At 72.0% G+C, this 14,577-nt stretch carries 12 protein-coding genes and 1 rRNA gene; 6 read left to right on the forward strand and 7 right to left on the reverse strand.

Annotated elements, in window-relative coordinates:
• Positions 1-82, forward strand: a 5S ribosomal RNA gene (gene rrf / locus ACWH95_RS16320); the annotation flags it as partial.
• A 135-nt stretch (positions 83-217) separates the two neighbouring features.
• On the opposite strand, the gene ACWH95_RS16325 is transcribed toward rrf, so the two are convergent.
• Positions 218-1,021, reverse strand: a complete 804-nt coding sequence (locus ACWH95_RS16325) for an IclR family transcriptional regulator (RefSeq protein ID WP_240745304.1) — start codon at positions 1,019-1,021, stop codon at positions 218-220.
• A gap of 53 nt (positions 1,022-1,074) precedes the next feature.
• Between ACWH95_RS16325 and hutH the strand changes: the two genes are divergently transcribed.
• Genes hutH through hutI form a run of 3 tightly spaced genes read left to right on the forward strand, consistent with a single transcriptional unit; the run spans position 1,075 to position 5,478 of the window.
• Positions 1,075-2,616, forward strand: a complete 1,542-nt coding sequence (hutH, locus tag ACWH95_RS16330) for a histidine ammonia-lyase (protein ID WP_454121012.1) — start codon at positions 1,075-1,077, stop codon at positions 2,614-2,616.
• Complete coding sequence (hutU, locus tag ACWH95_RS16335; protein WP_136035668.1) at positions 2,609-4,273, forward strand: urocanate hydratase; 1,665 nt, start codon at positions 2,609-2,611, stop codon at positions 4,271-4,273. Before hutH ends, hutU begins: the two co-directional genes overlap by 8 nt.
• Before the next feature lie 23 nt (positions 4,274-4,296).
• Positions 4,297-5,478, forward strand: coding sequence for an imidazolonepropionase (hutI, locus tag ACWH95_RS16340; protein ID WP_454121013.1), 1,182 nt, complete (start codon positions 4,297-4,299; stop codon positions 5,476-5,478).
• Positions 5,479-5,550: 72 nt separating this feature from the next.
• Here the strand turns inward: hutI and ACWH95_RS16345 are convergent, their stop codons facing one another.
• Positions 5,551-6,468 (reverse strand): arginase family protein, encoded by a 918-nt coding sequence (locus ACWH95_RS16345; protein WP_454121014.1) that lies wholly within the window; start codon positions 6,466-6,468, stop codon positions 5,551-5,553.
• A gap of 1 nt (position 6,469) precedes the next feature.
• The gene (locus ACWH95_RS16350) at positions 6,470-7,747 is read right to left on the reverse strand and encodes a DUF445 domain-containing protein (RefSeq protein ID WP_454121015.1); all 1,278 of its coding nucleotides are present in this window, start codon (positions 7,745-7,747) and stop codon (positions 6,470-6,472) included.
• Positions 7,748-7,783: 36 nt separating this feature from the next.
• Here ACWH95_RS16350 and ACWH95_RS16355 point away from each other — a divergent pair, with 36 nt between their 5' ends.
• Positions 7,784-8,056, forward strand: a complete 273-nt coding sequence (locus ACWH95_RS16355; RefSeq protein WP_045255889.1) for a metal-sensitive transcriptional regulator — start codon at positions 7,784-7,786, stop codon at positions 8,054-8,056.
• A gap of 21 nt (positions 8,057-8,077) precedes the next feature.
• On the opposite strand, the gene ACWH95_RS16360 is transcribed toward ACWH95_RS16355, so the two are convergent.
• Both ACWH95_RS16360 and ACWH95_RS16365 read right to left on the reverse strand, forming a co-directional pair.
• Complete coding sequence (locus ACWH95_RS16360) at positions 8,078-9,466, reverse strand: aminotransferase class III-fold pyridoxal phosphate-dependent enzyme (RefSeq protein WP_454121016.1); 1,389 nt, start codon at positions 9,464-9,466, stop codon at positions 8,078-8,080.
• 25 nt (positions 9,467-9,491) lie between these two features.
• The gene (locus ACWH95_RS16365) at positions 9,492-10,976 is read right to left on the reverse strand and encodes a CoA-acylating methylmalonate-semialdehyde dehydrogenase (RefSeq protein WP_454121017.1); all 1,485 of its coding nucleotides are present in this window, start codon (positions 10,974-10,976) and stop codon (positions 9,492-9,494) included.
• Between the two features lie 98 nt (positions 10,977-11,074).
• Here ACWH95_RS16365 and ACWH95_RS16370 point away from each other — a divergent pair, with 98 nt between their 5' ends.
• On the forward strand, positions 11,075-12,622 hold the full coding sequence (locus tag ACWH95_RS16370) for a PucR family transcriptional regulator (RefSeq protein WP_454121018.1): 1,548 nt from the start codon (positions 11,075-11,077) through the stop codon (positions 12,620-12,622).
• A gap of 16 nt (positions 12,623-12,638) precedes the next feature.
• Here ACWH95_RS16370 and ACWH95_RS16375 read toward each other — a convergent pair whose 3' ends face one another.
• Together ACWH95_RS16375 and ACWH95_RS16380 are read right to left on the reverse strand one after the other, a co-directional pair.
• On the reverse strand, positions 12,639-14,030 hold the full coding sequence (locus tag ACWH95_RS16375) for an aspartate aminotransferase family protein (RefSeq protein ID WP_454121019.1): 1,392 nt from the start codon (positions 14,028-14,030) through the stop codon (positions 12,639-12,641).
• Entirely contained in the window at positions 14,027-14,494 is a 468-nt protein-coding gene (locus ACWH95_RS16380) for an Lrp/AsnC family transcriptional regulator (protein WP_136031144.1), read from the reverse strand. Before ACWH95_RS16380 ends, ACWH95_RS16375 begins: the two co-directional genes overlap by 4 nt.
• Positions 14,495-14,577: the final 83 nt, after the last annotated feature.

Consider the following 14,577-nt stretch of genomic DNA (forward strand, 5'->3'; position numbering starts at 1 on the left):
CATTCCGAACCCGGAAGCTAAGCCTCACAGCGCCGATGGTACTGCAGGGGGGACCCTGTGGGAGAGTAGGACACCGCCGGACTCCTTTTAGTCAAGAAGGCCACCCATCGTTGGGTGGCCTTCTTGCGTTAACGGGCCGCGCCGCCTTGCGTTAACGGGCCGCGCCGCCTTGCGTTAACGGGCCGCGCCGCCGAACCTGCGCGCGCAGGGCACGGCCTCAACGCGTCGTGCGGGCCTCGAGAAGCGCTGCCGCCTCGCGGACCTCCGTGGCCAGTGCTGCGTCGCGGCCGTCCTGCGGTGCGTCACGGCTGTCGCCGGCCCAGGTGACCGCCACCGCAGCGACAGGCCATCCTGTGCGATCCGCGACGACGGCACCGACGGACCGCAGGCCGTCCGCGACCTCGCCGTCCTCCGTGGCGTACCCGCGCTCCCTCACCTGCCGCAGCAGCTCACGCAGCTCCGACGGCCGACGAGGACCGCGACCCGTCCGGTCCGGAAACGCCGAGGGCCCGGGATACAGCGCCCTGATCTGTTCACGGGGCAGCGCGGCGAGCATGGCGCGGCCCGTCGCCGTGAGATGAGCGGGGAGGCGCACGCCGACATCGGTGACCAGGGCCGGGCGTCGGGCCGCACGTTCTTCCACGATGTACAGCACGTCACTGCCGCTCATCACGGCGAGGTGCGCACTCTCTCCCAGGCGGTCGGAGAGCGCCGCGACGATCGGCCGGCCGAGACGGGCGAGCGGTTGCTGACGGGCATACCCGCCCGCGAGCTCGAACGCGGCGGTGCCGAGCGCCCACCGCTGGTCGTCGCGAAGGTGGATCACGAAGCCCCGGGCGGCCAGCGTGTTCAGCAGGTGATAGACGGTGGACCGCGGAAGCCCGAGCTCCCGCGCGATCGCCGACGCAGCGACCGGCGCCGGACGGGTGGCCAGGTGGCTCAGGATCCGCAGCGTCTGGTCGGCGGCCGGCACGCTCGTACCGGCCACGGCGCGCTCGCTGCTGTCTGGGATCACAGACACAGGATCTCACGAAGACGCCGCGCGACGGGGCCGTCGGGTGTGGAATCGGATCCATGAGCTCTTCCACCCCCGTCGTCGTCGGTCGCGGTCCCGTGTCTCTCGCGGATGTCGTCCGCGTGGCTCGTCACGGAGCACCCGTCGTCGTTCCCACCGAGGCCCTGGAGCGGGTGGCCGAGACCCGTCGTGTGATCGACGGGCTCGCGTCGGATCCGCACCCGCACTACGGAGTGTCGACCGGCTTCGGCGCGCTGGCCACGACGTTCATCGCGCCCGAGCGTCGTCTGCAGCTGCAGGCGAGTCTGATCCGCTCGCACGCCGCCGGTACCGGTCCGGAGGTCGAGCGCGAGGTGGTCCGCGGACTGCAGCTGCTGCGCCTGCAGACCCTCGCCTCCGGTCGCACCGGGGTGCGGCCCGCGGTGGTGGAGACGTACGCGGCGCTCCTCAACGCCGGCATCACACCGGTCGTGCGCGAGTACGGCTCCCTCGGCTGCTCCGGCGATCTGGCGCCCCTGGCCCACATCGCGCTCGCGACCATGGGGGAGGGGGACGTGCGCGACGCGCAGGGGACTCTCGTCCCCGCCGCCGACGCCCTGGCTGCCGCGGCGATCGCTCCGCTGACGCTGGTCGAGAAGGAAGGCCTCGCGCTGATCAACGGCACGGACGGCATGCTCGGCATGCTGGCGCTGGCCCTGCACGACCTCGACACACTTCTTCTCACGGCGGACGTGGCCGCGGCGATGTCCATCGAATCGCAGCTCGGTACCGACGCCGTCTTCGCTGCGGACCTGATGGCGCTGCGCCCGCAGGCGGGACAGTCGATCTCGGCGGCACACCTTCGCGCGCTGCTCGCCGACTCGCCCATGGTGGCCAGCCACAAGGGGCCGGAGGATGGACGTGTGCAGGACGCCTACTCCCTCCGGTGCTCTCCGCAGGTGCACGGGGCCGCCCGGGACACGGTCGCGCACGCCGAGACGATCGCGCTGCGTGAGCTCTCCAGCGTGATCGACAACCCTGTCATCACCCTCGACGGCCGCATCGAGTCCAACGGCAACTTCCACGGCGCACCTGTCGCCGCCGTGCTGGACTTCCTGGCCATCTCGGTCGCCGACGTCGCCTCGGTGTCGGAGCGCCGCACCGACCGCGCCCTCGACCCCGCGCGCAGCCACGGACTGCCGCCCTTCCTGGCCGCGGAGGTGGGCGTGGACTCGGGCCTCATGATCGCCCAGTACGCCGCGGCGGGCATCGTCTCCGAGCTCAAGCGCCTGGCCGTGCCCGCCTCGGTCGACTCGATCCCGTCGTCGGCGATGCAGGAGGACCACGTCTCGATGGGCTGGGCGGCCGCCCGCAAGCTGCGCCGTGCGATCGATGGACTGTCGCGCGTGCTCGCGATCGAGATCCTCACGGCTGCGCGAGCCCTCGATCTGCGCGCGCCCCTCGAGGCCGGAGCCGCGACCGGCGCCGTCCGCGACCTCGTGCGGACCGTCGCCGCCGGTCCGGGCCCCGACCACTACCTCTCGCCGGACATGGAAGCCGTGACCGCACTCGTCCAGTCGGGCCAGGTCGCCCGCATCGCAAAGGAGCACATGCATGAGTGACACCGTCGAACCAAAGAGCCGCACCGTCCGCGCACCGCGAGGGAACACCCGCACCGCCAAGAGCTGGGGCGCGGAAGCCGCCAAGCGCATGCTCATGAACAACCTCGACCCCGAGGTCGCCGAGCACCCCGAAGAGCTCGTGGTCTACGGCGGGACGGGCCGCGCGGCGCGCAGCTGGGCCGCATACGAGGCGATCGTCCGCACGCTCGACGAGATCGAGCCCGACGAGACGCTGCTCGTGCAGTCGGGCAAGCCGGTCGGCGTGTTCCGCACGCACGAGTGGGCGCCCCGCGTGCTCATCGCGAACTCGAACCTCGTGGGCGACTGGGCCACGTGGCCCGAGTTCCGTCGGCTGGAGGAGCTCGGGCTCACCATGTACGGGCAGATGACCGCGGGGTCGTGGATCTACATCGGCACGCAGGGGATCCTGCAGGGGACGTATGAGACGTTCGCGGCCGTCGCCCGCTCGCTCGGACGCGATTCGTTGCGCGGCACTCTCACGCTGACCGCCGGCGCCGGGGGCATGGGGGGCGCGCAGCCCCTCGCCGTGACGCTGAACGAGGGGGCCGTGCTGATCGTCGACGTGGACGAGACCCGGCTCGCGCGTCGCGTCGAACATGGCTACCTCGACGAGTACACGCACGACCTCGACGCCGCCGTCGCCCGAGCGGTCGCCGCGAAGGACGCAGGACAGGCGCGCTCCGTGGGCGTGGTCGGCAACGCCGCCGAGATCTTCCCCGAGCTGCGGCGCCGCGGAGTGCCCATCGACATCGTGACGGATCAGACCAGCGCGCATGACCCGCTCGCCTACCTGCCCGTCGGCGTATCCGTGGCGGACTGGCGAGCCGAAGCCGCGCGGGACCCGGAGGAGTTCACCCGACGGTCGCGGGCGTCGATGGCGGCGCACGTCGAGGCGATGGTCGGGTTCCTCGACGACGGGGCGGCCGTGTTCGACTACGGCAACTCCCTCCGCGCGGAAGCCGAGCTCGGCGGATTCGACCGCGCGTTCGCGTTCCCCGGGTTCGTACCCGCCTACATCCGTCCCCAGTTCGAGGAGGGTCGAGGGCCCTTCCGCTGGGTTGCGCTCTCCGGCGACCCCGCCGACATCGCGAAGACCGACCGCGCGATCGCCGAGCTGTTCCCGCAGGACACCGCCCTCCGTCGCTGGCTGGACAAGGCCGGGTCCTCCGTGCAGTTCGAGGGCCTCCCGGCACGCATCTGCTGGCTCGGCTACCAGGAACGGCACCTCGCCGGGCTGAAGTTCAACGAGATGGTGGCCTCGGGGGAGCTCTCCGCGCCGATCGTGATCGGTCGTGATCACCTCGACGCCGGGTCGGTGGCGTCGCCGTACCGCGAGACCGAGGCGATGAAGGACGGCTCAGACGCGATCGCCGACTGGCCGCTGCTCAACGCGCTGCTCAACACGGCCTCGGGCGCCTCCTGGGTGTCGCTCCACCACGGCGGCGGCGTCGGCATCGGGCGCTCGATCCACGCGGGCCAGGTGACCGTCGCGGACGGCACGGACCTCGCGGCCGAGAAGCTCGCGCGTGTGCTGACGAACGACCCGGGGACGGGCGTGATGCGGCACGTGGACGCCGGGTACGAGCACGCCCGCGAGGTGGCGCGCGAGCGCGGCCTGACGATCCCGATGCTCTGAGCCGCCCGGACCCAGGAGACCGCATGCCCACGCTCATCACCCGCATCGGCGAACTCACCACGAACGTCGTGAGCGACCGCGATCCCTGCGGTACCGCCGTCGACGCAGCTGTGCTCCTCGACGAGGGGCGCGTCGTCTGGACGGGCCCCGCTGGCGATGCCGCGGCGCGCACCGCCGGGCTGGCAGACCTCGAGGTCGTGGACGCTGCCGGACGTGCCGTGATCCCCGGGTTCGTCGACAGCCACAGCCACCTCGTGTTCGCGGGCGACCGCGCCGCCGAGTTCGAGGCCCGCATGGCGGGGCGCCCGTACACCGCCGGAGGCATCCGCTCCACCGTGGCCGCGACCAGGGCGGCGACGGACGCCGAGCTGCGGCTGCGGCTGCGGCGGTTCCGTGACGAGATGCTCGCGCAGGGCACCACGACCGTCGAGATCAAGAGCGGGTATGGGCTGAGCGTCGAGGACGAGGAACGGCTCGTGCGGCTCGCCGCCGAGATCACGCCCGAGGTCACGTTCCTCGGAGCGCACGTCGTGCCACCGGAGTACGCGGATCGTGCCGACGAGTACGTGGACCTGGTGGCGGGTCCCATGCTCGACGCCTGTGCGCCGCACTCCCGGTGGATTGACGTGTTCTGTGAGACCGGTGCCTTCACCACCGCGCAGTCGCGGCGCGTGCTGGAAGCCGGCATCGCCCGGGGACTGGGCGCGCGGGTGCACGCCAGCCAGCTCGGCCCCGGCGCGGGGGTGCAGCTCGCCGTCGAGCTCGGCGCCGCGTCGATCGACCACGGCACCTACCTGACCGATGCGGACGTGGCGGCGCTCGCCGGATCCGACACCGTGCTCACCCTGCTGCCCGGGGTGGAGTTCTCTACGCGTCAGCCGTACCCGGACGCGCGACGACTGCTCGATGCGGGGGTGACTGTGGCGCTCGCGTGCGACACGAACCCGGGGTCGAGCTTCACCTCGTCGATGCCGTTCTGCATCGCCGTGGCCGTGCGCGATATGGGCATGACGCCGGCGGAAGCGGTGTGGGCGGCCACGGCCGGCGGCGCCCGCGCCCTGCGCAGAGACGACATCGGCACGCTCGCACCGGGTGCACGCGCGGACCTGGTGCTGCTGGAGGCGCCGAGCCGCGTGCACCTGGCCTACCGCCCCGGCGTTCCGCTCGTGCACCGGGTGTGGAAGGGCGGCGTCGAGGTCGGCTGACCGCCCGCGCTCCGGCTCAGGAGCGGACAGCGTCCGCCGCGGACACCCTCGCCGGCCTCGCCGGCACGATCCTCATCGCCGGAGCGCGAGTCCGGTCAGCAGCTCCAGCAGGCACAGGGCGGCGAGTCGCACCGTCCGAGCGTCGGCGGCATCGGCGGTCGCGTCGACCTCGGCGATGTCGGCGCTCACGACGCGGGGATCCGACGCCACGGCACGCGTGAGGGCGCGGAGCTCCCACGCCTGCAGCCCACCGGGGACGCTCGCCGGACAGCCGGGAGCGACGGCGCGGTCGCACACGTCCACGTCGATGTCGAGGTGCACGCGCGGGTCGGCGCCCGCCCCCGCGACCTCCAGCGCCTCGGTCACCACGTCGGCGGCACCCCGCCGCCGCAGCTCGTCGAGCGTGATCACCCGGATGCCCCACTCGGCCGCGCGCCGGGCGTAGGCGACCGAGTTCGCGAAGTCCGCGATCCCGATCTGCACGATCCTGGTGGGGTCGAGCCGCGTCGTCGGCAGGAGCGACGCCACCGGGGTGTCCTCGACCAGGCGCCGCACCGGGCTGCCGTTGGACACGCCGTCGCGGAGGTCGAAGTGCGCGTCGAACGTGATGAGCCCCGTGGCCCGCGCACCGAGAGCGACCGGGTACGTGAGGGAGTTGTCTCCGCCGAGGGCGACCACGAGCTCCGCCGCCTCCGAGAGCTCTCGCACGCGGGCGATCACCTCCGCCTCCCCCGCGGGCCCGTCCGGCTCGGCGATGTCACCGGCGTCGGTGATGCGCAGCAGCTCGTTCAGGTCGCGGGGCGGCGGACCCATCAGCGCGGTGCCGTAGCGGGGAAGGGCCTCGCGGATCGCGGCGGGCGTGGCGTGCGCTCCGGTGGGCGACAGCGAGGTGCGCCAGGTCGGCACGCCCAGCAGCACGGCATCGGCCGCGGCATCGAACGCGGGCCAGGATCCGGCGCGGGGCCAGAGAGGGTCGTGGGACAGTGGCATGTCAGACTCCCGGGATCAGGGCGTGCGCGAGCGTGAAGATCGCCAGGCCCGCGAGCGCGCCCACCACGGTGCCGTTCAGGCGGATGTACTGCAGGTCCCTGCCCACCATCAGCTCGATCTTCTCGGTGGTCTCGGCGGGGTCCCAGCGCTCCACGGTGTCGGTGATGATCGAGGCGATGTCATGACGGTAGCGCTCGACCAGGAAGACCGCGGCGTCGGACACCCAGGTGTCGACGCGACGCTGCAGGGCGGCGTCCGTGGTGAGGCGCTCGCCCACCTCCTGCAGCGCCTGCACCGCCCGGCTCCGCAGTCCGCTCTGCGGATCGGCGAGCGAGGTGAGCAGTCCGTTCTTCGCGGTGTTCCAGGCCTCGGCGGCCAGCGCTCCCACCCGGGGGCTGTCGAACAGCGACGCCTTCGCGCTCTCGAGCTTCGCGCGGGTCGCCGGGTCGTTCTGCAGAGCGTCGGCCAGCCGGGCCAGATAGCCGTCGACGGCCAGGCGTGCCGGGTGGTGCGGATCGGCCTGCACGGCGCGCACGAACTTGAGGGCCTCGTTGTACACCGTGTCGTCGACGAACCGATGCGCGAGCTTCGGAACCCAGCCGGGGAGGCGTCGCGACACGAGCCCGGTGAACGAGGTGGCGTTGGCCTCCAGCCAGCGCTCGATGCTGTCGGCCGCCAGGTCGACGGCGCCGTGGTGCGCCTCGGACTCGACGATCTTCTCCAGCCAGGCACCGGCGGGCGGACCCCACTCCGGCGCCACGAGGTGCTCACGGGCGAGATCCGTGAGCAGGTCACGGACGTCGTCGTCGCTCAGGGCGTTGAGCACCGCCGTCGCGATCGTCGCGCCCTCCGCGGCGACGCGTTCCGCATGGGGCTCCTCCCGCAGCCACTCGCCGGCGCGGCGCGCGATCGCGGTGGTCGACAGCTTCGTGCGCACCACGTCGGCGGCCAGGAAGTTCGTCTCCACGAACTCGCCGAGCGTACGGCCGATCTCGTCCTTGCGGTTGGGGATGATCGCCGTGTGCGGGATGGGCAGCCCCAGGGGGCGACGGAACAGCGCCGTGACCGCGAACCAGTCCGCGAGAGCACCGACCATGCCGCCCTCGGCCGCCGCGCGCACGTAGGAGAGCCAGCCGATGCGTTCCTGGAACGCGAAGGCGATGACGAACGCGAGGGCCATGAACAGCAGGGCGCCGAGGGCGACGGCCTTCATCCGCCGCAGCGCTCGCCGCCGTTCCTGATCGGCGAGGGAGAGCAGCGTCGTGGGTGTTCGCGGCATGACGTCATCCTTTCACGGGGCGAGTACCCTCGATACGTGATCGAAGACATCAAGAAGCGCGCCCTGCATCGCACGAGCATCCTCGAGGGTCAGATGCGCGGCGTCGCGCGGATGATCGAGAACGAGGAGTACTGCATGGACATCATCACGCAGTCCCGGGCGATCCAGCGCTCCCTCGAGTCTCTCAACCGCTTGCTGCTCGAGAACCACCTGCGCACGCACGTGACCCACATGTTCGAGGAGGGCGGCGAGGAGCGCGACAAGGCCGTCCTGGAACTGCTCAAGGCGTTCGACTTCGACTCCAAGTAGCCCCGCCGGCCGCCCGGCTCCTCAGCCGGCGGCCACCTCGTCCGCCACGGCCAGTGCCTCGTCGATCACCCGCAGCCCGCGCCGCAGCTCCTCCTCCTCGATCACCAGCGGCGGCGCGACGTGCACGCGGTTGAAGTGCGTGAACGGCCAGACCCCTGCGCGTCGAGCGGCCGTGGCGAACGCGACCATGGGCGCAGCGTCGGCACCCGCGGCGTTGAACGGCACCAACGGCTCCCTGGTCTCCGCATCCCGCACGAGCTCGACCGCCCAGAACAGCCCGCGCCCCCGCACCTCGCCCACGGACGGGTGCCGTTCGACCCAGGAGCGCAGGGTCGGCTCGACGACGCCCTCGCCGAGGTCGCGGACGCGCTCCAGGATCCCGTCCCGGCGGAACACCTCGAACGTCGCGACGCCGGCCGCGCACGCCAGCGGATGCCCGGAGTACGTGAGCCCGCCCGCGAACGGCATCGTGTCGAACGCGCGGGCGATGCGGTCGGAGATTACGACACCTCCGAGGGGCACGTAGCCCGAGTTCACGCCCTTCGCGAAGGTGAGGAGGTCGGGCTGCGCGCCGAACGCGTCGATGCCGAACCACTCGCCCAGGCGTCCGAACCCCACCATCACCTCGTCGGCGATGTAGACGATGCCGTAGCGGTCGCACAGCTCGCGCACCCCCGGGAGGTAGCCGGGCGGCGGCACCAGCACGCCGTTCGTGCCGACGACCGTCTCGATGATGATCGCCGCGATCGTCTGCGGTCCCTCGAGCTGGATGGTCTGCTCCAGGTGGGCGAGGGCGCGCTCGGCCTCCTGCTCCGGCGTCTCGGCGTGGAACGGGGAGCGGTACAGGTACGGGCCGAAGAAGCGCACGGCTCCCGCGTCGGCGGTGTCGTTCGCCCAGCGGCGGGGGTCGCCCGTGAGCGAGATCGCGGTCGAGGTGGAGCCGTGGTAGCTGCGGTACATCGACAGCACCTTGCGGCGCCCGGTGGACTGGCGTGCCATGCGCACCGCGTACTCGTTCGCCTCGGCGCCGCCGTTGGTGAAGAACACCTTCTCGAAGCCGTCGGGCGCCACCTCGGAGATCAGCCGGGCGAGCTCGCCGCGGACGTCGTTGGCCATGGCCGGCTGGATGGTCGAGAGCCGCCCCGCCTGCTGTTGGATGGCGGCCACGAGGTCGGGGTGCTGGTGACCGAGGTTCAGATTGACCAGCTGGCTGGAGAAGTCGAGGTAGGCGTTGCCGTCGTAGTCCCAGAACGTGGAGCCGTGCCCCGCGGCGACGGGCAGCGGATCGATCGCCGCCTGCGCGCTCCAGGAGTGGAAGACGTGCGAGCGGTCGTCGGAACGCACGCGCGCGTCGGCCGCCGCATCGGGCAGGGGAAGGGTGGCGCCGTGCCGATCGGTGTAGGTGGTCATGAGTCGTGCCCTCCGGTCGCGGTGGTCAGTGGTTGCTCGGGAAGCCCAGGTCGATCTGGGAGGGGGTGTGGTCGGGCCAGCGAGTCGTGACGACCTTCGAGCGGGTGTAGAAGTGGATGGACTCGGGACCGTAGATGTGGGAGTCGCCGAACAGCGAGTCCTTCCATCCGCCGAACGAGTACGCGCCGATCGGTACAGGGATCGGCACGTTCACCCCCACCATGCCGACCTCGACGTCGAACTCGTACTGGCGGGCGGTGCCGCCGTCGCGCGTGAAGATCGCGGTGCCGTTGCCGTAGGCGTTGGCGTTCACGAGGGCGACCGCGTCGGCGTAGGTGTCCACACGGACGACCGACAGCACCGGGCCGAAGATCTCCTGGTCGTACGCGGCCATACCGGGACGCACATGGTCGAGCAGGCTCACGCCGAGGAAGAACCCGTCGGAGTCGAACTCCTGCCACGTGCCGTCGACGACGACCGTCGCGCCCTCCGCCGGTGCGCCGTGCACGTACGAGGCGACCGCGTCACGGTGCTCGCGCGTGATGAGCGGCCCCATGTCGCTCGCGGCGTCGGTGCCGGGGCCGATCCGGAGTCCGCCGATGCGTGCGGCGACCGCGGCCACCAGGTCGTCGGCCACGTCGCCGACCGCGACCAGCACCGACACCGCCATGCAGCGTTCACCCGCGGAGCCGTAGGCGGCGGACACGGCCGCGTCGGCCGCGGCGTCGAGGTCGGCATCGGGCATCACGACCATGTGGTTCTTCGCGCCGCCGAGCGCCTGCACCCGCTTGCCCGCGGCCGACGCCCGCCGGTAGATCGAGCGCGCGATGGGTGTCGAGCCGACGAAGCTCACCGCATCCACGCGGGGCGAGTCGAGCAGGGTCTCGACGGCCTCCCGGTCGCCGTGCACGACGTTGAGCACGCCGTCGGGGAGCCCGGCCTCCCGGAACAGCTTCGCGAGCCAGACCGCGGCGGAGGGGTCCTTCTCGCTGGGCTTGAGCACGACCGTGTTGCCGCACGCGATCGCGGACGCGACCATCCACAGCGGCACCATGACCGGGAAGTTGAACGGGGTGATGGCCGCCACGACACCGACCGGCTGCTTGACGGAGTGCACGTCCACGCCGCGGGCGACCTGTTCGCTGCGCTCGCCCTTGAGCAGGTGCACGAGCCCGGCGGCGAACTCGACGTTCTCGATGCCGCGCGACACCTCGCCCGCCGCATCGGAGAGCACCTTGCCGTGCTCGGATGTCACGATCGCCGCGAGCTCGGACGTGCGGTCGGCGAGCAGCTGCCGCAACCGGAAGAACACGTCGGCGCGCTTGATCAGGCTGGTGGCCCGCCACGCGGGGAGCGCCGCGGCCGCGGCGGTGACGGCGGCCTCGACCTCCGTGGCGTCGGCGAGCGCCACCTGCTTCGTGATCCGGCCCGTCGCGGGGTCGTACACGGGGGCGGTGCGGCGTGCCGCCGCGGTCTCGCTGCCGTCGATGATGTGTCGGACGATGTCCACGGTTCCTCCGCTGGGTGATGCGCCTGACCGGACACTCTGACCGGCGCTCGCTACGCTGGGTGCGAGTCCATGGTCACAGAGCCGGCAGGAGATGCGGAGTGTCAGAACGTCGGGAGTTCACCCCGTCCGAGACAGATCGTCCGGAGCGACACGGATCGCCGCTGCTGCGGGTGGCGGACGTGGTCGCGCTCCCCGTGGTGCAGGACGGTACGCCGCGCGTGCTCGTGGGCGGGGCGGCGCTGGACGCGGGCGTGCGCTGGGTGCACGCGTCCGACAGTGCCGGGGTCGCGCGATTGCTCGACGGCGGAGAGCTGCTGCTGACCACGGCGGCCGCCTGGCCGCGCGACGCCCGCTCGCTGCGCGCGCTCGTGCGCGAGCTGGCCGCGGTCGGCGTCGCCGGGGTCGTGGTGGAGCTCGGCGACCGGATGCCGCGCGTGCCGGACGCCGTGGTCGAGGCGTGCGCGGAGGCGTCGCTCGCCCTGGTCGCGCTGGCCGGAGAGGTCAAGTTCGTCACGGTGACGGAGGCCGTGCACCGCGCACTGATCGACGCGCAGACGGCGGCCCTGCGCGAACGGCAGCGACTGCACGAGCTGTTCACGGCCCTCAGCCTGCGGGGAGCCCCGGCGGACGTGATCGTGACCGAGACGGCCCGCGCGCTCGACGTGCCGGTCGTGCTGGAGAACCTGGCGGGAGAGGTGATCGCCACCGAAGCGCTGTCCCGTCCCGTCGCCGAGGTGCTCGCGCTGGTCGCCGACGGGGCGTCCGAGCGGGTACCCGTGCAGGCGAGGGGTGTGCGCTGGGGGTCGCTCACGGCACTCGTGGGGCCCCCGCACCCGGCCGGTCGGCTCACGGTCCTGGAGCTGGGGGCCACCGCGCTCGCGTTCGGATGCCTCGCTGACGGAGCGGCAGAGTGGACGGTGCTCGCGCATCGCACGCTGATCGACGACCTGCTGGGGTCGCGGTTCGTACGCGTCGACGATGTCGCGGCACGGCTCGCCCGACTGGGGTTCGACGTGGGCGGGCGTCCGGCGTGCGGCGTGGTCGTGCGCACGACCGAGGCGGCGGAGAGTATCCGAGCCCGCGCGACCGCGGAAGGGGTGGCCGCGCTCGCCGCCCGACGCGACGACGCGGTCGTGCTTCTCGTCGTCCCACCAGCCGGAGGTCTGAGCGACGCCGCCGCGCGCCGCATCGCCGGCCCCGCGGTCGCGGTGGTCATCGGTCAGCCGGCCGACGATGTGCGCGGCCTCCTCGCGTCCACCAGGGCTGCACTGGAACTCGCCGCCCGGGCCCCGGAGGACGCCGCCGACACCGTGCGCCGCGTGGCCGACCGTCCGCTGGCGCAGCTGGTGGCGGCGCTCGGCGATGACCGCCGACTGCAAGAGCACGGCGAACGCATGCTCGCGCCGCTGATCCGCCACGACCGGGAGCGCCGCGGGGATCTGCTCGACGTGCTCGCCGCGCTCGTCGCCCACCCGGGGAACCGGTCGGCGGCCGCGACGGCGAGCCACCTGTCCCGCTCCGTGTTCTACCAGCGGCTCGCGGTCATCGCAGATCTGCTCGCCGTCGACCTCGACGACGGCGAGGTGCTGGCGGCGCTGCACATCGCGCTGCTGGCGCGGCCCCGCGGAGCCCGAGAACGTTCCTGACGCCGCACGGCGTGGCTCAGAGCACCGCCTGCGCCCGCGTGAGCACGTCCCGCAGGATCTGCGTGATCTCGCGGAACTCCGCGGGTCCGACGGTCAGCGGCGGGGCGAGCTGGATGACCGGGTCGCCGCGGTCGTCCGCCCGGCAGTACAGCCCGGCCTCGAACAGTGCGGGCGAGAGGAAGCCGCGCAGCAACCGCTCCGACTCCTCCTCGTCGAACGTCTCCCGCGTGGCGGTGTCCTTGACCAGCTCGATGCCGAAGAAGTACCCGTCGCCGCGCACGTCTCCCACGAGCGGGAGGTCGAGCAGTGTCTCCAGCTCCGCGCGGAACACCGGCGAGTTCTCCCGCACGTGCGCGTTGAGCCCTTCCTCGTCGAAGATCGCGAGGTTCTCCAGGGCCACCGCGGCCGACACGGGGTGGCCGCCGAACGTGTAGCCGTGCGGGAAGGAGACATCGCCCTGCGCGAACGGCTCGTACACGCGGTCGCTCACGATCGTGCCGCCGATGGGGGAGTAGCCGCTGGTCATGCCCTTGGCGCACGTGATCATGTCGGGCACATACCCCAGCCCCGTGCAGGCGAAGGTGTGCCCGAGCCGTCCGAACGCGCAGATCACCTCGTCTGACACCAACAGGACGTCGTGCCGGTCGCAGATCTCGCGCACGCGGGCGAAGTAGCCGGGCGGCGGGGGGAAGCAGCCGCCCGAGTTCTGCACCGGCTCGAGGAACACGGCCGCGACGGTGTCCGCACCCTCGAACAGGATCATCTCCTCGATGCGGTCGGCGGCCCAGCGCCCGAACGCCTCGAGGTCGTCGGCGGGCGCGCCCATCTCGGCCGCGCGATAGAAGTTGGTGTTGGGCACGCGGAACCCGCCGGGTGTGACCGGCTCGAACATCGCCTTCATGGCGGGGATCCCCGTGATCGCGAGGGCCCCCTGCGGGGTGCCGTGATACGCGACGGCACGCGAGATCACCTTGTGCTTGGCGGGCTTCCCCTGCAGCTTCCAGTAGTGCTTCGCGAGCTTGAAGGCCGTCTCCACCGCCTCGCCGCCGCCCGTGGAGAAGAACACGCGGTTGAGGTCGCCGGGCGCCTCGTCCGCCAGCCGGTCCGCGAGCTCGATCGCCGCGGGGTGCGCGTACGACCACAGCGGGAAGAAGGCCAGTTCGGACGCCTGCGCCGCCGCGGCCTCGGCGAGCCGGCGCCTGCCGTGTCCCGCGTTCACCACGAACAGTCCCGCCAGACCGTCGATGTACTCCCGGCCCTCGACGTCCCAGATGCGGTGCCCGTCGCCCCGGACGATGATCGGCACGCCGGAGTCCGCCATGGTCGACTGGCGGGTGAAGTGCATCCAGAGGTGATCCTTCGCCATGGACTGCAGCGCGGACGCGGACGGCACGGAGCGCGAGGTCATCGGGTCCCCCAGTTGTAGAGCTGCTTCTGCAGCTTCGCGTAGATGAACGTCTCGGTCGACAGCACGCCGTCGATCGGACGGATCACGTCGTTCACGAGGGCCAGCAGGTGGTCGTCGTCTTCGCACACGACCTCGACGATCACGTCGAACGAGCCCACCGTGATGACGACGTAGTCGACGGCGTCGATCTCCGCGATCGCCTCCGCCACGTGCCGGGCGTCCCCGGCCACACGGATGCCGATCATCGCCTGGCGGTGGAAGCCGAGCTGCATCGGATCGGTGACCGCGACGATCTGCATCACGCCGGTCTCGGTGAGCCGCTGCACGCGCTGGCGGACCGCTGCCTCGCTGAGGCCCACCACGCGGCCGATGTCGGAGTAGGAGCGACGCCCGTCGTCCTGCAGCAGCTCGATGATGGTCTTGGAGATCGCGTCGAGGGCGGAGTTCTTCTTCGCCGGTGCCATGCTGCGATCCTGGCACTGGCGGCGGTCATGGACAACCGGATCCGTCGAATCTGAGTGACCGACCTGCACGATCCGTGCGTTCG

This window comes from Microbacterium sp. NPDC055502 (genome assembly GCF_053643635.1).

Coding starts and splice junctions, on each gene's coding strand:
- hutH (WP_454121012.1), top strand. CDS start 1,075: ATGAGCTCTTCCACCCCCGTCGTCGTCGGTCGCGGTCCCGTGTCTCTC.
- hutU (WP_136035668.1), top strand. CDS start 2,609: ATGAGTGACACCGTCGAACCAAAGAGCCGCACCGTCCGCGCACCGCGA.
- hutI (WP_454121013.1), top strand. CDS start 4,297: ATGCCCACGCTCATCACCCGCATCGGCGAACTCACCACGAACGTCGTG.
- ACWH95_RS16345 (WP_454121014.1), bottom strand. CDS start 6,468: ATGCCACTGTCCCACGACCCTCTCTGGCCCCGCGCCGGATCCTGGCCC.
- ACWH95_RS16350 (WP_454121015.1), bottom strand. CDS start 7,747: ATGCCGCGAACACCCACGACGCTGCTCTCCCTCGCCGATCAGGAACGG.
- ACWH95_RS16360 (WP_454121016.1), bottom strand. CDS start 9,466: ATGACCACCTACACCGATCGGCACGGCGCCACCCTTCCCCTGCCCGAT.
- ACWH95_RS16375 (WP_454121019.1), bottom strand. CDS start 14,030: ATGACCTCGCGCTCCGTGCCGTCCGCGTCCGCGCTGCAGTCCATGGCG.
- ACWH95_RS16380 (WP_136031144.1), bottom strand. CDS start 14,494: ATGGCACCGGCGAAGAAGAACTCCGCCCTCGACGCGATCTCCAAGACC.